The 20,377-nt window shown below is 67.4% G+C and carries 11 protein-coding genes; 9 read left to right on the top strand and 2 right to left on the bottom strand.

The window, feature by feature from the left end:
* Window positions 1–7: 7 nt before the first annotated feature.
* Together ACNR9O_RS20225 and ACNR9O_RS20220 are read right to left on the bottom strand one after the other, a co-directional pair.
* Window positions 8–538: a phage tail protein gene (locus tag ACNR9O_RS20225; protein WP_473685419.1), complete on the bottom strand. Its 531-nt coding sequence runs from the start codon at window positions 536–538 to the stop codon at window positions 8–10.
* Window positions 539–552: 14 nt separating this feature from the next.
* Window positions 553–1,056: a phage tail protein gene (locus ACNR9O_RS20220; protein ID WP_473685421.1), complete on the bottom strand. Its 504-nt coding sequence runs from the start codon at window positions 1,054–1,056 to the stop codon at window positions 553–555.
* A gap of 284 nt (window positions 1,057–1,340) precedes the next feature.
* Here ACNR9O_RS20220 and ACNR9O_RS20215 point away from each other — a divergent pair, with 284 nt between their 5' ends.
* The 9 genes from ACNR9O_RS20215 (at window position 1,341) to ACNR9O_RS20175 (ending at window position 20,367) form a co-directional block, all read left to right on the top strand.
* Entirely contained in the window at window positions 1,341–6,950 is a 5,610-nt protein-coding gene (locus ACNR9O_RS20215) for a putative Ig domain-containing protein (protein ID WP_473700680.1), read from the top strand.
* Window positions 6,951–7,103: 153 nt separating this feature from the next.
* A complete protein-coding gene (locus ACNR9O_RS20210; protein WP_473685425.1) occupies window positions 7,104–7,958 on the top strand; it encodes an HpcH/HpaI aldolase/citrate lyase family protein in 855 nt (284 codons plus the stop codon).
* A 62-nt stretch (window positions 7,959–8,020) separates the two neighbouring features.
* Window positions 8,021–10,378: a sodium:solute symporter family protein gene (locus ACNR9O_RS20205; RefSeq protein ID WP_473685427.1), complete on the top strand. Its 2,358-nt coding sequence runs from the start codon at window positions 8,021–8,023 to the stop codon at window positions 10,376–10,378.
* Between the two features lie 256 nt (window positions 10,379–10,634).
* The gene (locus tag ACNR9O_RS20200; protein WP_473685429.1) at window positions 10,635–11,516 is read left to right on the top strand and encodes a LysR family transcriptional regulator; all 882 of its coding nucleotides are present in this window, start codon (window positions 10,635–10,637) and stop codon (window positions 11,514–11,516) included.
* Between the two features lie 292 nt (window positions 11,517–11,808).
* On the top strand, window positions 11,809–14,058 hold the full coding sequence (locus ACNR9O_RS20195) for a TonB-dependent receptor (RefSeq protein WP_473685431.1): 2,250 nt from the start codon (window positions 11,809–11,811) through the stop codon (window positions 14,056–14,058).
* 35 nt (window positions 14,059–14,093) lie between these two features.
* A complete protein-coding gene (locus tag ACNR9O_RS20190; protein WP_473685433.1) occupies window positions 14,094–15,350 on the top strand; it encodes a serine hydrolase domain-containing protein in 1,257 nt (418 codons plus the stop codon).
* Entirely contained in the window at window positions 15,350–16,291 is a 942-nt protein-coding gene (locus tag ACNR9O_RS20185; protein WP_473685435.1) for a ribokinase, read from the top strand. Before ACNR9O_RS20190 ends, ACNR9O_RS20185 begins: the two co-directional genes overlap by 1 nt.
* Before the next feature lie 27 nt (window positions 16,292–16,318).
* The gene (locus tag ACNR9O_RS20180; RefSeq protein WP_473685437.1) at window positions 16,319–18,511 is read left to right on the top strand and encodes a formylglycine-generating enzyme family protein; all 2,193 of its coding nucleotides are present in this window, start codon (window positions 16,319–16,321) and stop codon (window positions 18,509–18,511) included.
* On the top strand, window positions 18,508–20,367 hold the full coding sequence (locus tag ACNR9O_RS20175; RefSeq protein WP_473685439.1) for a glycoside hydrolase family 127 protein: 1,860 nt from the start codon (window positions 18,508–18,510) through the stop codon (window positions 20,365–20,367). Before ACNR9O_RS20180 ends, ACNR9O_RS20175 begins: the two co-directional genes overlap by 4 nt.
* Window positions 20,368–20,377 lie beyond the last annotated feature (10 nt).

The following is a 20,377-nucleotide window of genomic DNA, read 5'->3' as shown; positions in this document are numbered from 1 at the left end:
ATGACCGTCAACCCTGCGAGGGGAAGACGCCGGCCCACGCGATGCAGAAGCGCGCGACCAGCGAGGGCATGGTGTTGTCGTGAGGCAGGTTGCCTCCGGCAGTGCTGACGGCGGACGGAGCCAGGTTGCCGCTGACGATGCCCGCGATGCTGTTCGTGTAAAGCGTGTCGCCGCTGACGGAGCCCAGCTGCAAATTGGCGGCTGGCCCGGCCGAACTGGCCGCCGAATCCACCGCATTGAACGCGTGCGTATGAGCAGGCATCTGGCTGGAGAGCAGCGTGATCTGCTCATTGCCGGCCATCTGTCCCAGCACATAGGTTCCCAGTCCCAGGCCGGTGCCCTGATGGATCGGCACGCGGCCGCACAGGTTGGGCAGAGCGAACGTGTTCACGCCGTCGCCGCCGTAGGTCGTGCCGAGCAGGGTGTACAAAACCTCGTAATCCGAGATCGAGAGCAGGCGGCCGTCGCAGTCGAACCAGCCGTTCGGTGCGAAGTTGTAGGGAAAAAGGCGGATCTCACCAACGTAAGGTTGAGTCATGGCAGGAGCTCCGGTCAGCCGCGCGAGGGGAAGACGCCAGTGAGCGCGATGCAGAAATTCAGCACCGTGTATGGCTGCAGGTTTGGGTGCGGCTGCGTCTGGCCCGCGTTGTCGAGCGCGTTGAGCGGAATCTGCGCGCCACCGGATGCGCCATAGACCTTTTGTGTACCGGCCGTGCCGAGCAAGACATTGCCGGCAGGAATGCGCGTGATGCCGACGGTCGTGGTCGCGCTGTAGGTGTGGTTGTGCGTGGGAATCTGCGCCGTCTGCAGCGTCACGGTCTCCGCGCCGCCGATCTGGCCGATGTCGGTGCCGTTGGAGGAGCCCACCGGTGTGCGGCTGCGCAGGTCAGGCAGCTGGAAATTCGTGGTGCCATTGCCGCCGTAGTAGGTACCCAGCAAGGCGAACAGCGCCTGGTTCTGGTTGATGGGCAGCAGCTGTCCATTGCAGAAAGCGAATCCCTTGGGCGCGAAATTGAACGCCACGGGCATCACCTGCCCGAGAAAGGGTTGAGACATAAGTTTTCCCCCTGGTTGTGCCGGCGAATGGCCCCTGGCCGGATCACTTATAACTCTTGCGCAAGGCCAGTAGCTTGACAAGCACTTCGTGACGGATATCAAAATATTGCGATGCCTGCCCAAGACGGGGGCGGGTCCAGGGGAAGGTGCGGGACCGCCAGGTGAGGCTTAGGCCGCCGGCGGAGGGGTCCGGTACCGGGGCTGCTCGTTACGAGCCACGGCAGCTTTCACATATGCGCCGCCAGGCGCCGCCCGTCGGGAAAGCGGGCACCAGGGGACAAGTCATGTGGCATACGGAGTCGAAGCATCGCGACGCGATGCGCCATGGGCTCGGCCGTAGCGCATTCGGCCATTGGATAACGTTCCTGCTGTTATGCGTCATGCTGGCCATGCCAGGTCTTTCGCATGCGACCTGTACGACATTCACGCCATCCAATGCGAGCCCTGGTTCGCCGATGGCCGCCGGCAGCACGATCGGCTTTAGTGTCTTGTCATGTGAGGCTGCGCCCGGATACGGCATCAACGGCATCACCAGCCCCGCCCAGCACGGCACGGCGACGGTCACGAGCGGCTCCAGCGGAACCATCTCCTACAGCAACAATGGTGACGGTGCTACGACGGACACATTCGCCTTCGATGATGGTTCTGGCACCCACAGTGTGCTGGTGACGGTCTACATTGCCCCGACGACTTCGCCCATTACCATTTCGCCGTCGACGATGCCTTCCGGTACGGTGGCGATCGCCTACTCTGGAGCCACCCTCAGCGCAACCGGCGGCACAGCACCTTACAGTTTCGCGGTCAGTAGCGGCGCCTTGCCGCCCGGCTTGACACTCAGCGCCAACACGGTCTCCGGCACGCCCACCACGCAAGGCACGTTTTCGTTCGCGATTACAGCCACGGATAGCGCCAGTACCCCTGTCACCGGCACGGCGAGTTACTCGGTAACCATCGGCGCGCCGAACATCACTGTTACGAACACGCCCACCGCTGCGGCCATCAGCACGCCCTACAGCTTTACGCTGACCGCATCCGGAGGCACGCCGCCGTACACCTTCACGCTGGACGGCGGCACCACGCCGCCGCCCGGCCTGGTACTCGCGAGTGACGGTACGATCAGCGGCACGCCCACCACCCTGGGCACCACCAACTTCACTGTGCGTGTCACGGACAGCAGCTCGCCGACGCCGTTCTTCTCCGCCAACAACCTGTCCATCACCGTACAGAACCTGCCGCCGCCGATCGCCAATCCGGTGAGCGCGACAGTCGCGTACGACAGCACCAACGATCCGATCACCCTCAACATCACCGGCGGCACGCCGGCTTCCGTCGCGGTCGGCACGCAGGCCGCGCACGGCGTCGCCACCGCCAGCGGCACGACGATCACCTACACGCCGACAGCGGGCTATGCCGGTCCGGACAGCTTCACCTATACGGCTACCAACAGTGGCGGCACGTCGTCGCCGGCAACGGCGACCATCACGGTGTCGCCGCCGACCATCCTCTACACGCCGTCCAGCCCCGCGGCGGGCACCGATGGCGTGGCTTACAGCCAGTCGCTCGCGAGCGCCAGCGGTGGAGCGGCGCCGTACCACTACGCTGCCACCGGCACACTGCCCGCGGGCATCACGCTTGCCGACAACGGCACGCTTGCGGGTACGCCGACGGAGGCCGGTACCTTCCACTTCACCGTGCAGGCCACCGACAGCAGCACCGGCACGGGACCGTTCCACTCTGCGCCCAGCGCGCAGCTCACGCTGGTGATCGCCCAGCCGACCATCGCCTACGCGCCGTCCAGCCCGGTGGCGGCAACGGTAGGCGTGCCCTATAGCCAGTCGTTGGCGGGCGCCAGTGGCGGCATCGCGCCGTACACGTACACGCTTGCCTCCGGCAGCATTCCCCTGGGCATGACGCTCGGTGCCGACGGCACGTTGTCGGGTACGCCCACGCAGGGCGGTCCTTTCAATTTCAGTGTGACGGCGACCGACCACAGCACCGGCACGCAGTACAGCGCCACCAGCGCCCAGCTCACGCTCAACGTCAACCAGCCCACGATCACGCTCAGCCCTGCGCCCGGTGCGTTGCCGCATCCGCGTGCCGGCGTCGCCTACAGCCAGGTGATCTCGGCGTCTGGCGGCACGGCGCCTTTGCACCTCTCCTACAGCGGCACGCCACCGGCCGGCATGAGCTTCGACTCTGCCACCGGCTCGCTGTCGGGTACGCCGACGAGTACCGTCGCCTCCACCCTCACCGTGACCGCGACCGACAGTTCCGGCGGCACCGGGCCTTACACCGGAACGGCGACGTACAACATCGTGGTCGACGATCCGCAGATCGTGCTGGCGCCGGCATCGGGCAGCTTCAACGGCACCGCGACCGCTGCATTCAGCCAGTCGTTCGTCGCCAGCGGCGGCAACGGGCCGTACACCTACTCGCTGACCGTCACGTCGGGCACGATGCCCGGCGGCCTGAACTTCGACCATGCCACCGGCACGCTGTCGGGTACGCCGACCACGGCCAACACGGTGGGCTTCGACATCGTTGCCAATGACACCACCGCCGGCACCGGCGCGCCTTATCACGCTACAGGTCACTACACCCTGGCGATTGTGGCGCCCACCATTACGGTGTCGCCCGGCGTGCTGCCGGTGCCGACCGTCGGCGTCCCTTACAGCCAGACGTTCACCGCATCGGAAAGTGCGCCGACGACGTTCCATTACACATACAGCGGCGTGCTGCCGCCCGGCCTTACGCTGGACGGCAACACCGGCGTGCTCAGCGGTACACCCACCGGCGCCGTGAACTACAACTTCACCATCACCGCGACGGACAGCCTGGGCTTCCCCGGCAGCGGTACCTACAGCGGCCTCGTCGGTGGCGCCAATGTGGTGCTCGGCCCTGCCACGCTGGCCAACGCGACGGCGGAATCTCCCTATACCTACACCTTCGCCGCGAGCGGCGGCACGTCGCCTTACGTCTATTCGCTGGAATCGGGCTCGATACCGCCGGGCATGACGTTCTCGTCGACGGGCGTGCTTTCCGGCTCGGCGACGGCGGCTGGTCCCTTCCACTTCACCATCAAGGCCACCGATAGCAGCACCGGCGCAGGCGCGCCGTTCACTGCGACGCAGTCGTACTCGATCGCCGTGGACGCGCCGGTCATCACCGTCTCTCCGTCCGCGTTGCCAGGCGGCACCGGTGGTGTCGCGTACAGCCAGACGGTGGCCGCGAGCGGCGGCAACGGGAGTTACACCTATAGCCTCGGCGCGGGCGGATTGCCGCCAGGCATCGCGCTCAGCAGCGCCGGTCATATCAGCGGCACGCCGACCACGGCCGGCACATACAACTTCACCATCACCGCGACCGATGGCCACAGCTTCACCGGCAGCCAGGCCTACACGTTCACGGTGGGCGCGCCGACGATCAGCATTTCGCCGACCACCTTGCCGTTGGCTACCGGCGGCACGCCCTACGGGCAGACGCTGAGCGCCAGCGGCGGCAACGGCGGCTACACCTATAGCCTGATGGCGGGTTCGCTGCCGCCGGGCATCGCGCTGAGCAGCGCAGGCCAGCTTAGTGGCACGCCGACGACGGCGGGCGCATACAACTTCACCATCAAGGCGACCGACGGCTTCAGTTTCACTGGCAGCCAGGCCTACACGCTCACCGTGGGCTCGCCGACGATCAACATTGCACCGGCCACGCTGCCGGGCGGCCAGGTTGCGGTGGCCTACAGCCAAGCGGTGAGTGCCAGCGGCGGCAATGGCGGCTACACCTACAGCCTCGCCTCCGGTGCCTTGCCGCCGGGTCTCGCGTTGAGCAGCGCGGGTGGCCTGTCGGGCACGCCGACGACGGCGGGCAATTACAACTTCACTATCAAGGCGACCGACGGCTTCGGCTTCACCGGCAGCCAGGCCTACACGGTGGGCATCAACCAGCCCGTGCCGGTGGTGGTGAACGACACCGCCACGACGCCGGCCAATGCACCGGTAACCATCAACGTCACCGCCAATGACACCGGTCCGATCACCAGCATCGCGGTGGCGCAGGCGCCCGCACACGGCACGGCGACGGTCAACGGGCTCAATGCGGTGTACACGCCGTCGAGCAATTTCTTCGGCAACGACAGCTTCACCTACACCGCGACCGGTCCGGGCGGCAGCTCCGCGCCGGCCACGGTGAGCGTCACGGTGACGCCGCTGCCGGTGCCGGTCGCGGCCGCGCAGGCCGCCACGGTGCTGGCCGGCCAGTCGGTGACGATCCATGCGATCAACGGCGCCACTGGCGCGCCGTTCACCGGTGCGGCGGTCGCCACGCCGCCGGCCAAGGGCACGGCAACGGTGAGCGGCACCGACATCGTGTACACCGCGCCGATCGATGCGTCCGGCGCGGTGAGTTTCGACTACACGTTGTCCAACCCGTTCGGCACGTCGCAGCCGGCGCACGTCACCATCACGGTGAACCCGGTACCGCTGCCGGCCGCGCTGAGCGCCAACGTGGTGGCTGGCCGCACCGTCAAGGTGGATCTCACCAGCGCGGCGCGCGGCGGCCCGTTCACTGCGGCGACGCTGGTCGCCGTGTCGCCGTCGACCGCTGGCGATGCCGTCATCCACAGCGAGGGATCGGGCTACACGCTCAACTTCACCGCGAGTGCGACGTACAGCGGCCAGGCGCAGGTCATCTACACACTGAGCAATGCCTACGCCACGTCCGCCCATGCGACCGTGACGATCACCGTGGCGCCACGCAGCGATCCGTCGAAGGATGCCGAAGTGCTGGGCATCCTGCAGGCGCAGGCCGATTCGGCGCGGCGCCTGGCGGTGGGACAGATCAATAACTTCCAGCGTCGCCTGGAAACGCTGCACAGCGGCGCCGGCGGTGGGGGTTTCACCAATGGCATCAGCTTCAGTTCGGCGAGCGCGCGGCAGAACCGCGACCCGCTGGCCGGCCTGCGCGGACGTGACGACGACTGGAGCCGGCGCTTCCTGGTGCAGCCGGACGAACCGTCGCCGGGTCAGGGCCAGCGCGCCGCTTCGACGGGCGGGCAGCCCGGCACGTGGTCGGTGTGGACTGGCGGTGCGGTGAACTTCGGCAAGACGCAGCCGGGTACGAGCGACAACGGCATCGACTTCACCACCTCGGGCGTCAGCCTTGGCGCCGACCGGGCCTTCGGCGACCAGTTCGCGATGGGAGCGGGCATCGGCTATGGCCACGACGCGTCGGACATCGGCAAGCACGACAGCCGCAGCACCGTCGATGCCTACAGCGCCGCGGTGTACGGCAGCTATCGGCCGGTGCCGCTGGTCTACGTCGATGCGTTGATCGGCTATCAGAAGATGTCGTTCGACTCGCGCCGCTACGTCACCGACAACGGCAACACGGTGACCGGCAGCCGCGACGGCAAGCAGCTGTTCGCCTCGATCTCGGTGGGCTACGAGCACCAGACCGAAGACGGCATGCTGATGTCGCCGTACGGCCGCTTCGACTTCGCCCGGGCCACGCTCGACAGCTACACCGAGCACGGCGACGACATCTACGCGCTGCACTACGAGCGCCAGACGGTGAAGACCAGCACCGGCGTGCTGGGCCTGCGCGCGCAGTGGACGGTCAAGCGCGACTACGGCGTGTGGATGCCGCAGCTGCGGGCGGAGTTCCGCCATGACTTCCAGGGCGCGAGCGTGGCGGCCATGCGCTACGCGGACCTGCTGGGCGGCCCGCTGTACCAGGCCGTGCTGGGCAACACCACGCGCAACCACACCCTGGTCGGCGCAGGCGTGATGTTGCAGACGCTGAAGGGCCTGTCGGTGCGCTTCGAGTACCAGAACCTGCTGGACAACAGCACGCGCGACAACCAGTCGATCCAGCTGGGGATCGAGAAGAAGTTCGATCCGTAAGACGCATGCCGCGGGGTGCACCATGTGCCTCGCGGCATGTCGCACCGCGGCGAATCGATAGCATCGCTATCTTTTGAACAAGCGCGCGCTGTACCGATCGCGCCGGGACGCTGCCGCACACTACGGGCATGCCGATGCCCGCGTCCCTCTCCCATGCGTAGCAAACTGTTCGTCCCCGGAGGGCGGCCGGAGCTGTTCGCCAAGGCGCTGTCCGGCGAGGCGGACGCGCTGTCGTTCGACCTGGAGGATTCGGTCACTCCCGAATTGAAGGGCGCCGCACGCACCGCGGTGGCGGCGTTCCTCGCCACCGAGCCGGCGCGACAGTCGCCCAAGCTGATGATCGTGCGGACCAATGCGCCATCCACACCGTACTTCGCGGACGATGTCGACGCGGTGGTCGGCGATGGCGTCACCCTGCTCAATCTGCCCAAGATCGAATCCGCCGAGGAGGTGCGCGCGGCGGTGGATCTCGTCGCGCGCGCCGAAACCGCGCGCGGCATGCAGCGCCGCACGCGACTTCTGATCAATATCGAGACGCCGCGCGCGCTGGCCCGGGCCGCATCCATTGCCGGCGCGCATCCGCGCGTGGCGGGGTTGCAGCTGGGGCTGGCCGATATGTTCGAGCCGTACGGCATCGAGCGGCGCGACCCGGCCAGCGTGCATGCGGTGCTGTTCGCGCTGCGCATGGCCGCGGCGCAGGCGGATGTGTTCGTGCTGGACAGCGCCTATGCCGACGTGGCCGACGATGCGGGCTATCGCGAAGAGGCAGCGATGGCGCGACGCCTGGGTTACCTGGGCAAGAGCTGCATCCATCCGCGCCAGGTGGCGTTGGCGAATGCGGCGTTCGCGGTGTCGGAGGCGGAGCTCGAAAGCGCGCGCCGCATCGTGGCCGCCGCGCGCGAGCCGGCCAATCAGGGTCGCGGCGCCTTCATGGTCGATGGCAAGATGGTCGACCTGCCTTTCCTGAAACGGGCGCAGGCCTTGCTCGCCGCGGCACACAAGCCGTGACGGCGGTGCCGCGCACCGCGAGGGCATTTCTTCCGCGACAGCATCGAGAGGCCTGGCCGAACGTGTTCCGCCTGTGGTTGTTCTGTCTCGCCTGGCTGGTGCTGCCCCTGCATGCTGAAAGCCTTACGCCGCTGCATAGCGCCGACCTGCCCGCGCTGGCCACCGCGCAACCGCTGGTTGGCATGGCAGTCGTCGACGGCCAGACCGTGGCGATCGCATCCGGTCAGGCCTGGCGCCTCGATGCTGGAAACCAGCGCTGGCTGGCGCTGGCGTGGCCGGCGGCGATGCCCGCGGACGTCGCGTTGGTCCAGGACGGCGCGCGTGCCTATCTGATGTCGCAGGATCAAGGGCGCGTCGCGCTGGCGGAACTGCACGTGCGCGGCGATCGCCTCGATGCGGCCGCGCTGCCTGCCTTGCCGGTGGCGGTCGCCGATCCGCATGGCGCGATCTCGGCCGAGGCCCTGTTCGTTGCCGGGATGGGAGCAGACGGCAAGCCGCGCGTCTGGCGTACCGGCCAGGCCGAACCGCGCTCCGGGTGGACCGAGCTGCCGGCCTGGCCGGGCAACGCACCCGCGTTGTCGCTGGTGGCGCAGGGCGCGAACCTGTTCGTGGCGGTGGCGCGCGAAGGCGGGCAGCACTTGTGGCGCTGGTCGGCCGCAAAAGGCTGGAGCGACGCTGGTGCCGTCCCCGGCACGCTGCTGTCCGCCGCGCCGCGCGCCTTGGGCCAGGCGCATCTGCTCTACCTGGTCGATACGCCCGATGGTGTCAGGCCGATGACCTTCCACATCATCACCGGCTCCTGGGCCGTGTTGCCGGGTGCCATGCCCGCGGCCGATGCCGTGATGGCCGCATGGCCCGACGGCTTCGCATGGGCGCAGCGGTCCAGTGCGGGTTACGACGTGCGCGCGGCGCAGCTTCAGTCCGGCAAGTTGCTGCTGAAGTGGCTGGACTGGGTGGTGATCCTGGTCTATCTGGTCGCGATGTTCGGCATCGGCCTGTACTTCTACATCCGCGAGAAGCGCAACAGCACCGCCAGCTTCTTCGTGGGCGGCCGCAGCATTCCGTTCTGGGCCGCCGGCATCAGCCTGTACGCGGCCAACACCAGCTCGATCAGCTTTATCGCCATTCCGGCCAAGGCGTTCGAGAGCAACTGGACTTACCTCACCAACAACCTGATCGCCGTGCTCGGCCTGGCCTTCGTGGCGGTATGGATCGTGCCATTGCTGCGCCGGCTGGACCTGATGTCGGTGTTCTCGTACCTGGAAACGCGCTTCCATCCTGCCATCCGCATGCTGGCCAGCGCGTTGTGCATCGTCACGCAGATCGGCAGCCGCATGAGCGTGATCCTGTTCCTGCCGGCGCTGGCCATCGCCACCATCACCGGCATCAGCGTGACGGCGAGCGTGGTGATGATGGGCGTGTTCACCATCGTCTACACCGCGATGGGCGGCATGAAGGCGGTGATCTGGACCGACTTCGTGCAGGTGTTGGTGAAGATGGGCGGCGCGCTGTTCGTGATCGGCTTCATCGTGTGGCATCTGCACGGCGGAATCGGCCAGTTCATGGCCACGGCGACCGCCAACCACAAGATGCACCTGCTGGATTTCAGCTTCGACCTGACCAAGGCCACGGTGTGGGGCTTTCTTTTCCTGGTGCTGTTCGACGTGGTGCTGACCTTCCCCAAGGACCAGGTCCTGATGCAGCGCACGCTGTCCACGGAGTCGGACAAGGAGGCCGGCCGCTCGATCTGGATGTTCGCCGCGATCATGATTCCCGGCGGCTTCGTGTTCTACCTGATCGGCACCTCGCTGTTCGTGTTCTACAAGAACAACCCAGAGCGCTTGAATCCGCTGCTGCCGATCGATGCCACGTTTCCGCTGTTCATCGCGGCGGAGCTGCCGATGGGTGTCACCGGGCTGATCATCGCCGGCATCTTCGCCGCGGCGATGGCGACGCTCTCGGGCATCATGAACAGCGTGGCGACGCTGATCTCGGTGGATTTCTACGAGAAGCTGGTGAAGGAGCCTTCGCCGAAGAAGAGCGTGTTCATCGCCGAGATCATGACGGTGGCGGTGGGCCTGGTGGGCATCGGCACGGCCCTGCTGCTGTCGCGCTTCGACATCCATTCGCTGTTCGACGTGTCGATCGAGCTGGCGGGACTGCTGGGCGGCGGTTTCGCGGGGGCCTACACGCTGGGCATGTTCACGCGGCGCGCGAACTCGCCGGGCGTGGCGATCGGGATCGCCTCCAGCATCGTGCTGACGCTGATCGCGTGGTCGTTCCACCTGGTGCATCCATACTTCTACCTCGCCATCTCGATCCTGCTGTGCATCGTGATCGGCTATCTGGCGAGCCTGCTGTTTCCGGCGCCAACGCGGTCGCTGGAAGGCTTGACGATTTATTCCAGGCCGAAGCACTGACCGCTTCTAACTCCCTCTCCCCTGCGGGGAGAGGGCTGGGGTGAGGGGGACCTACGGAGCGTAGAAGCGGGAAGCTTTCTTCAGAGCACGTCTAGCTCCGCAGAGCCTCTTTCTCAAGCACCCGCCCCTCATCTGCCTGCCGGCATCTTCTCCTCGGAGGGGAGAAGAGTTTCATTCTTGTGCGCCTTCCGGCCCTTGACGCTTTTTCTCCCCTCTCCCATCGTCCCCGCGGGGGCAAGACCGAAGAGGGCGGCACGTGGAAACGCAATTCCTGAACACCTTCGTGACCGTCGTCGACCAGGGGTCGATGGCGGCGGCAGCGCGCGTGCTCAACGTGACGCCGGCAGCCGTCGCGCAACAGATCCGTACGCTGGAACGCGAGCTGGGCGCCTCGCTGATCGCGCGCGTGGGCCGCACGGTGAGCGTCACCGAGCAAGGCTCGCGCATCCTCGATCGCGCGCGCGAACTGCTGCGCAGCGTGTCGGACCTGCGCAGCGTCGCCAACGACAGCGCCGTCTCCGGCGAACTGCGCCTCGGCGCCTGCCCGACGGCGCTGGCCGGCATGCTGCCCGACGTGCTGGCACGGATGGTGGACGCGTTCCCGCAGATCAACGTCTTCATCAAGCCGGGCTATTCGGTTGACCTGTATCGCGCGGTGGAAGCCGGTGAGCTGGACGCGGCGGTGGTATTGCAGGCGCCATTTCCGCTGCCCAAGACCTGCGAATGGCTGCTGCTGCGCGAAGAGCCGCTGATCGTACTGGCGCCCAGAAGCATGGCCGGCCGCGATCCGCACGAACTGCTGTCGACGCAGCCGCTGATCCGCTACGACCGCAATCAATGGGGCGGGCGCCAGGCCGACGACTACCTGCGCGCGAACGGCATCGTGCCGCGCGAACGCTTCGAACTGAATGCGCTCAATGCGATCGCCGTGATGGTCGATCGCGGCCTGGGCGTGTCGCTGGTGCCGGACTGGGCGCAGCCCTGGCCGGAAGGCTTGCAGCTGACGCGTATTCCCTTGCCGAACCCCGCGGTGCCGCGACGCATCGGCATCGTGTGGTCGCGTTCCAGCGTACGCGTGCGCCTGGTCACCGTGCTGTTGCAGGAAAGCAAAAAGGCCATGCAGTCCCGATCGCGCTGACGCGCGCGGCAAGCACGTTTCGTGCTGCATCGCCGCATACATCCGCTTCCTTCGTAAGCAACAAAAACTAGCCTCTGAACATAGTCCGCGCCGGTTCTATGCCGATGGCGAAGCGCATAGGCTCGCTCGCAATCCAACGTGGTTGCAGTACGAGCTGCTCAAGCGGTTCGCATAAGAAGACATGGGCCGTCGGGATGCCTGGGGGAGGGCGTCGCCAGTAAACAGACGAAGCACCGTCCCCGGCGCGCCGCGCGCCGACCCGCCGCAAGGCGGCACCAAGACGAGACACGACATGATCAAGCCACTCACCGCCGCCATCAGCGGCATCCTGCTTGCCTACGCCGTCGGCGCGCAGGCGCAGGACGCGAACGCCGCCAATGGCGCTGCCCAGGCCGATGCCATCACCAAGAAGGACGGCAAGGAAAAGCAAGCCGTCAACCTGCAGCAGGTGATCGTCACCGGCACGCGCAGCCCCAAGGCGATCGACGAGATCCCGGGTGCGATCACGGTGGTGTCGAAGGAAGAGATCCAGCACACCCTGCTGGTGACCGAGGATGCGACGGCGGTGCTGGCGCGCTCGGTGCCGGGCTATGCCGAGTCCTCGCAGGCGATGAGCAACACCGGCGAAACGCTGCGCGGCCGCATCCCGCTGCGCCTGTTCGACGGCGTGCCGCAAGGGTCGCCGCTGCGCGAAGGTACGCGCAACGGCACCTTCACCGACATGGGCATCATCGGGCGGGTGGAAGTGATCAACGGTCCGTCCGCCTCCGAAGGCATCGGCGCAGCCGGCGGCATCATCAACTACATCTCCAAGACGCCGACCAAGGAAGGCGACGAGGTCACCCTGACCACGCGCTACCAGACCCAGGGCCACAGCGACAGCAGCGGCTGGAAGGTAGGCGCCACCTACACGCACAAGCAGAAAGAGTTCGACGCGCTGCTGTCCGCCTCGTACATCGATCGCGGCATCAGCTACGACGGCAATGGCCGCCGCATCGGCCTGAACACCAGCGGCTCGCTGGCCGATTCCGAATCCAAGAACTTGTACGCCAAGGTCGGCTTCAACTTCGGCGAGAACGACGAGCAGCGCCTGCAGGCCAGCGTCAGCCGCTTCCGCATCGAGGGCAAGGGCGAGTACATCCAGGTGCTCGGCTGCCGCGGCCCCACCGACGATCCGCCGTGCGCGGTGCCGCGCACCAACACCTCCGAGAAGGGGCACATCTTCGGCGCGAAGGACGCGTTCAACGATTTCAAGCAGTACCAGCTGCAATACACCAACGACAAGTTCTTCGGCGGCTATCTGGACATCAACGCCTACAAGGCCGACCAGTCCATGCGCTACCTGCCGGAGAACACCGAAGACAAGCAGGACCCGCTGATCGCCCCGCTCGGCACGCTGTACGACCAGTCGGAGATCGTGGTGCACAAGAAAGGGCTGCGCACGTCGTGGACGCGGCCGGACATCTTCAACATCACGGGCCTGGAGCTGCATACCGGCATCGACTTCGGCAAGGATCAGGCGCAGCAGCGCCTGGCCTTGACCAACCGCCTGTGGGTGCCGCCGATGGACTACAAGAGCGTAGCGCCGTACGCGCAGCTGTCGTGGGATCTCGGTCCGGTGACGCTCAGCGCCGGCTACCGTCGCGAGGACGACAAGCTCACCGTCAACAGCTACACCACCACCTACTATCGCAACCGCGTGTTCGTGCAGGGCGGCGGGCTGAAGTACAAAGAGGGGCTGAAGAACTTCGGCGCGATCTGGCGCGTCGACGACCAGTGGTCCACCTTCCTGTCCTACAGCGAAGGCTTCACCTTGCCCAACATCGGCATCCCGCTGCGCAACATCAACACGCCCGGGCAGTCGGTGGACCGTATCCGCGATCTCAATGCGATCGTGTTCAAGAACTACGAAGGCGGTTTCAACTGGCACGGCGACCACGGCGCGTTCGGCGCGACGCATTACGTGTCCAAGTCACCGTTCGGTTCCTCGCTGGCGGTGGATCCGCACACCACGGACTTCATCCTGACCCGCGCGCCGGTGCGCATCGAGGGTACCGAGCTGACCGGCGAGTGGCGGTTCAATCAGGCGTTCAAGCTCACCGGCCTGTACTCGCGCATCCGCGGCAAGACAGCATTCTGGTCGGCCGATACGGCCGGCCGCTACGGTGCCGGCGGCCTCAACAAGCCGATGGGCGTGCTGGATATCAATCCCGACAAGTTCGCGGCCGCGGCGACCTGGAAGTTCCTGCCCAATGCCGATGCCACGCTGGGCTTCACCACGCTGTTCAGCCGCGACATCTCCGGCAGCGACACGCGTGCCTACGACGGCACCAAGTTCAGCTACTCGGAACAGACCAAGGGCTACACCTTGTTCGACCTCGGCGTGAACTACGACCTCGGCAAGCACGGCAAGCTGTCGCTGGGCGTGGAGAATCTGTTCAACCGGCAGTACATCCTCAGCTGGTCGCAGCTGGCGGGCTATCAGAACTACTGGGCCGGCCGCGGCCGCATGACCTCGCTGACCTATACCGTCACGCTGTGACGGCCTGGCTGGCGCATGCGCGACGTGCCGCCCTCATGGCGGCCGTCGCCTTGTGCGCAGGCGCCGCGGTGGCGGCGGAAACGCCGTTGCCCGCCGCTGCGGCGAAAGACGAAGGCTTCGCCGCGGAAAGGCTCGAACGCCTGCACGCCTATCTGGAGCAGCACACCGGCGCCGACGGCTACCTCGGCGCGGTCGCACTGATCGCCCGCCACGGGCGCATCGTCGACTGGCAGGCCTACGGTTATCGCGACCTGGCACGCCATGAACCGCTGCGGCGCGACGCCATCTTCCGCATCTACTCCATGACCAAGACGGTGACCACCGTCGCCGTGCTGATGCTGATGGAGGAAGGCAAGCTGTCGCTCGACGATCCGTTGTCGCGCTATCTGCCGGGCTTCGACCATCCGCAGGTGATGACGGGCGGCGACGCCAGCCATCCGGTGCTGCGCAATGCGGACCAGCCCATCACGCTGCATGCGCTGCTCACGCATACCGCCGGTTATCCGGCGGGCGTGAAGGGCGACGAGCCGGCGGTGCGGCGGATGGAACGCATCGATCCGCATGGGGCGAGCGATCTCTCCGGCTTCGCCGAGCGGATGAGCCGGGTGCCGCTGGCCGCCGATCCGCAGTCGCGCTTCGGCTATGACGGCGCATCGCTGGAACTGGCGGCGCGCGTGGTGGAAGTGGTGTCGGGCCAGTCCTTCGAACATTTTCTGCAGGAACGAATCTTCGATCCGCTGGCCATGCGCGACACGGGCTTCGCGGTACCGCAGGCCAGGCGTGCGCGCGTGCTCGACATCACCACCATGGGCGCGGATGGCCATCTGCGTATCGCCGACGGTCCCGCCGCCGCCCATCCTGGTGCGTCGCTCAACGCGTACACCAGCGGCGCCGGCGGCCTGTATTCCACCGCCGGCGACTACGCGCGCTTCGCGCAGATGCTGTTGAACGGCGGCACGCTCGAAGGTCACCGGCTGCTCGGCCGCAAGACCGTGGCGCTGATGCTGCGCAATCACCTGACCATGCTCGACCCGCCGGTGAACCAGTTCAACGCGGGCGAAGGCTTCGCGCTGGGCGGCTATGTGGTACTGGATCCGGCGCGGCGCGGGCTGCCCGGTTCGGTCGGGCAGTTCGGCTGGTCCGGCGCCGCGTCCACCTACTACATGATCGATCCGCGCGAAGACCTGCTCGCCATTCTGCTGCTGCAGCACCTGCCGCGCGACGATGGCGGCAAGGATCTGCCGCGCTTGAGCCGCGGTTTCTACGCGCTCGTCTACCAGGCTTTGCCGTGATGGATGGAACCTCATCCGGTGCGGTGCTCGTGGCCGGTTCGGCCAATCTCGATTTCGTGGTGCGCGCCGCGCATGTGCCCGCGCCGGGCGAGACCGTGCTGGGTCGCGCCTTCGCCACCTTTCCCGGCGGCAAGGGCGCCAACCAGGCGGTGGCCTGTGCCCGCGCCGGCGGCGCGCCGACGCGCATGCTGCTGGCGCTGGGCGACGATGCCTACGCGGCACCCATGGAGGCCGCGTTGCGCGAGGCCGGCGTGGCGCCGCAGATCGTGCGCGTCGCTGGCGCATCCACCGGCGTGGCCTTCGTGTGCCTGGCCGACAGCGCCGAGAACGCCATCACCGTCGCGCCCGGCGCCAACGCGGCCTTGCGACCGGAGCACCTGCCGCCGCTCGCCGGCATCAGCCATGTGTTGCTGCAACTGGAAACTCCGTTGTCCACGGTCGAGGCCTGGGCGCGCGCGGCGCGGCGTGCCGGCGTCTACGTGGCGCTCAATGCCGCGCCGGCGCAGCCGCTGCCGCTGAGCCTGCTGGACGATTGCCGCCTGCTGATCGTCAACGAGGGCGAACTGGCCGCGATCAGCGGGGTGCACGGTATCGCCGCCGGCCTGGCCGCGCTGGATGTCGAAGCCGTCGTCGTCACGCTCGGCGCGCGCGGCTGCTGCGCGCGCGTGGGCGGCCGGCACCTGCTGCAACCGGGTTTCGCCGTCGATGCCATCGACACGACCGGCGCCGGCGATACCTTCTGCGGCACGCTGGTCGCCGCGCTCAACCTTGGCCTGCCGTTCGCGGCGGCGTTGCGCCGCGCCTGCGCCGCATCTGCGCTAGCCTGCACCCGCCTGGGTGCGCAGGCCGGCGTGCCGGCGCGCGAGGAGGTGCAGCGTCTGCTCGCCTCGCGCGACCACGATGCGGTCGACGCGCTCGCGGCCTACGCCGGCCTCGCCTGATTCCTTCACCTTGCCGAATCCGCTTACATGAGCCACGCCACCGACCATCCGCACGACGAGGACGCCAGCACCGGGCCGGAGAATCCCCGTCCGGTGAAGACCGAGTTCAAGTTCTCCCACGTCACCACCGGCCGCTACCTGCCCCCGCCGGGCAAGGCGCCGGGCTGGCCGTTCGCTGAGATCGGCCATTGGAAGATGGACGTGGATGGCACCGCCGACGATTGGATCGCGGAGCTGGAGGACTGGCGCCGCGAGCATCTGGCGCGCATCGGCTACGACGATGCCAACTACTGCCGTCCCGAGCTGCAATGGGCGCAGCGCAACTTCGTGCACGCGCAGATGATGGTGGAGGACCGCTACTTCTACGATCCCGACGCGGGCCGCTATACCGTGGACCGTTACCTCGACGATCTGGAACAGCGCTACGGCGGCATCGACAGCGTGCTGCTGTGGTACGTCTATCCCAACATCGGCATCGACGATCGCAATCAGTTCGACCTGGCGCGCGACCTGCCCGGCGGACTCGATGGCCTGCGTGGGGCGATCGAGGATTTCCACCGCCGCGGCGTACGCGTCTTCCTGCCGACCATGCCGTGGGACCACGGCACGCGGCCGCAGGGGCAGCCCGACTGGGACGCGGCGGCCGAGCTGGTGAAGGCGGTCGGCGCCGATGGCCTCAACGGCGACACCTACAACGGCGTGCCGCGCGCCTTCTTCGACGCCTGCGCTGCGGCCGGCCGTCCCGTGGTGCTGCAGCCGGAATCCACCATCAGCGCCGAAGAGCAGCTGATCTGGAACGTGCAGAGCTGGGGCAAGAAGGCGCCGAACGAAGTCATCCCGCCGGTGGCGAAGTTCAAGTGGCTCGAACCGCGCCACATGATCAATTACGAGAACCGCTGGGGCCGCGAGCGCAACCACGACCTGCAATACATCTTCTTCAACGGCGTCGGCTACAACGCGTGGGAGAACGTGTGGGGTATCTGGAACCAGCTCACGCCGCGCGATGCCGAAGCGCTGCGGCGCATCGCGGCGATCGAGCGGCAGTTCGCGCCGGCGATGGTGAGCATGGCCTGGCGTCCGTACGAGCGGACGTTGCAGCATGGCGTTTTCGCGTCGCGCTTCCCGTTGGACGATTACACGGTGTGGAACCTGGTCAATCGCCACGAGTACGACATCGAGGGCGACCAGCTGGCCGTGCCGCATCGCGAAGGCACGCGCTACATCGATGCGTGGCACGGGACGGTGCTGAAGCCACGCATCGAGAACGGGCGTGCCGTGCTGTCGTTCGCCATGGAGGCGCGTGGCTTCGGTGCCGTGCTGGCACTGGCGCCCGGCGCGTCGATGGACGGGCTGGATGCCTTTCTCGCGCGCATGCATGAGCTTGCGGCGACACCGCTGCGCGCATTCTCCGCCGCCTGGACGCCGCTGCCGCAGCAGCTTCGCCCGATCGCGCCCACCGCACCGGCGGCCTCCGCACCGGACGGCATGGTGGCGATTCCCTGCGGCGACTTCGATTTCGCCGTCGGCGGCATCGAGATCGAAGGCCAGACCTGGGCCGGCAATGACGTGCAGTATCCGTGGGAGAACACGCCGCGACGCGGCCATCGCCATCGCCTGTCGCTGAAGCCGTATTACATCGACCGCACGCCGGTCACCAATGCGCAGTTCCACACCTTCCTCGAGGCCAGCGGCTGGAGGCCGGCCGACTCGCACCACTTCCTCCGCCACTGGCAGAACGGCGCGCCGCCGCGCGGCTGGGAAAACAAGCCGGTGACGTGGGTATCGATCGAGGATGCGCGCGCCTATGCCGCGTGGGCGGGCAAGCGCCTGCCGCACGAGTGGGAATGGCAGTACGCGGCGCAGGGTGCCGATGGTCGCCTGTATCCGTGGGGCAACGCGTGGGATGAAAGCAAGGTGCCGGAGGTCAATCGTGGCCGCACGCTGCGTGCGCCGGACGACGTGGACGCGCATCCGGACGGCGCCAGTCCGTTCGGCCTGCTCGACCTGGTCGGCAACGTATGGCAGTGGACCGACGAATACCTCGACGAGCACACCCGCGCCGCCGTGTTGCGCGGCGGCAGCAGCTATCAGCCGCGTACCTCGCATTGGTATTTTCCGCAGGCCTATCGGCTCGATCAGCACGGCAAGTACCTGCTGATGGCGCCGGGCAAGGATCGCTCGGGCTGCGTGGGCTTCCGCTGCGTGGTGGATGCGGCGTGAGCGCGCGGGAGCACTTTCACGCCCTGTCACCAGGCGCCGTCCGCCTGGATGGCCCGCTGGGCGATGCCCTGGCCGCGAACGCAAGCGGGCGCCTGTCGCACTTCATCGTCGACGAACACAGCCCCGCGATCGCGCTGTTCGCGCCTGAGCGGCGCGCGCATAACACCGAAGGCGACTGGTACGGCGAGCACGCAGGCAAATGGCTGTATGCGGCGGCCAAGGCGGCCGCGCGCAGTGGCGACGCGGCGCTCATCGCGCGGCTGCGCCATGTGGCCGATTGCCTGATCTCGGTGCAGGAGCCGGACGGTTATCTGGGCACTTACGCGCCGGAGCGCCGCTTCATGCGCCCGCAGCCGCCCAAGCCGCCGAGCTGGAACGGCGAGCCCAGCGTGCGCACCTGGGATATCTGGACTCATGCTTATCTGATCCTCGGCCTGGTCGAAGCGCACAAGCACTTCGCCGAACCGCGCTGGCTGGATGCGGCGTGCCGCATCGGCGACCTGTGCTGGCGCACGCTTACCGAGGGCGGCATCGACATCACCGCGCTGGGCAACCACTTCGGCCTGTCCGCGACGGTGCTGCTGGATCCGGCGATGGCGCTTTATTTCGCCACCGGCGAGCCGCGCTATCTCGAGCTGGCGAAGCGGGTGCTGGCGCAAGCCGAGGCGCATGGCGATCTCGCGCTGCTGACGCGCATCGAGGCCGGCGCCGATGCCGCCGAGATCGCCACCGGCAAGGCTTACCAGCTGGCGTGGAACCTGGTCGGGCTGGCCAAGCTGTACAAAGCTACCGGCGAGCCGTCGTACCGCGACGCGCTGCACCGCATGTGGGTCAGCATCCGCACGCATCACCTCACGCTCGGTGGCGGGCCGTGGGGCGGCGTGATGCATCGCTCGCGCGAAGTGTTCAATGCGCCGGGTACGTTCAGTCCTTATGGCTATGTCGAGACCTGTTCCAGCCTGGCCTGGATGCAGCTCAACCGCGAGTTGCTGCTGATCGAAGGCGATCCGAAGTACGCCGAGGAAATCGAACGCACCGCTTACAACGACCTGCTCGGCGCGCAGGCGCCGGACGGCGAGGACTGGTGCTACTACGTCTTCCCCAACGGCCGCCGCGTGCACACCACGTACTGGCGCTGCTGCAAGTCCAGCGGCGCGATGGCGCTGGAGGAACTGCCGGGTGTCGCGTATCTGCGCGACGCGCGCGGCGTGGCGGTCAATCTGTACGGTCCCGGCCGCGCCGCATTCGACTGGCCCGGTGCCGGCGAGGTCGTGCTGGAACAGCACACGGCCTATCCCTTCCACGGGAGCGTGCTGCTGCGCTTGCGCCTGCAGACTGCGGCGCGCTTCGTGCTGAAGCTGCGCATCCCGTCATGGGCCGAAGGCGCCAAGGTGCGGGTGGGCGGCGAGTCCATCGCGGCGGTGCCGGGACGCTATGCCGCGATCGAGCGCGAGTGGCGCGACGGCGATGAAGTGACGCTGGAGTTCCCGATGGCCGCGCGCGCGCATCGCGCGGTGCATCGCAACGTGCAGGAGTCGCGCGCGCCCGACGGCGAGCCGGTACGGCAGCAGGTACTGCGCCTGGACTACCTCGGCCTCACGCGCGGCCCGCTGGTTTACGCCACCGGGCTGATCGACGGCTTCAAGATCGAGGAAACGCTGCGCCTGCCTTCCGGCGATCCCGCCGACTGGCTCACCGTGCTGCCGCCGGAAGAAGGCGACGCCGTGCCACGTATCGAACTGCGCCCCGGATACCGCGCGCCGCTGTACTTCGAGCCGTACTACCGCGCCGGCGGGCGCGTCGACGGCGCGTGGCGCCTGACCTGGATGCAGCTCGCGCCGGAGCCGCCGTGGTGAAACAAGCGAT

It is taken from the genome of Dyella sp. CR10 (assembly GCF_055814425.1).
The sequence above is the reverse complement of the archived record's forward strand: the minus strand, read 5'-3'. Positions and strand labels throughout refer to the sequence as shown.

Bases quoted from the DNA above. Each gene is read 5' to 3' on its own strand.
- ACNR9O_RS20195 (WP_473685431.1), top strand. From the start codon at position 11,809: ATGATCAAGCCACTCACCGCCGCCATCAGCGGCATCCTGCTTGCCTAC.
- ACNR9O_RS20220 (WP_473685421.1), bottom strand. From the start codon at position 1,056: ATGTCTCAACCCTTTCTCGGGCAGGTGATGCCCGTGGCGTTCAATTTC.
- ACNR9O_RS20185 (WP_473685435.1), top strand. From the start codon at position 15,350: ATGGATGGAACCTCATCCGGTGCGGTGCTCGTGGCCGGTTCGGCCAAT.
- ACNR9O_RS20225 (WP_473685419.1), bottom strand. From the start codon at position 538: ATGACTCAACCTTACGTTGGTGAGATCCGCCTTTTTCCCTACAACTTC.
- ACNR9O_RS20215 (WP_473700680.1), top strand. From the start codon at position 1,341: ATGTGGCATACGGAGTCGAAGCATCGCGACGCGATGCGCCATGGGCTC.
- ACNR9O_RS20190 (WP_473685433.1), top strand. From the start codon at position 14,094: ATGGCGGCCGTCGCCTTGTGCGCAGGCGCCGCGGTGGCGGCGGAAACG.
- ACNR9O_RS20180 (WP_473685437.1), top strand. From the start codon at position 16,319: ATGAGCCACGCCACCGACCATCCGCACGACGAGGACGCCAGCACCGGG.
- ACNR9O_RS20210 (WP_473685425.1), top strand. From the start codon at position 7,104: ATGCGTAGCAAACTGTTCGTCCCCGGAGGGCGGCCGGAGCTGTTCGCC.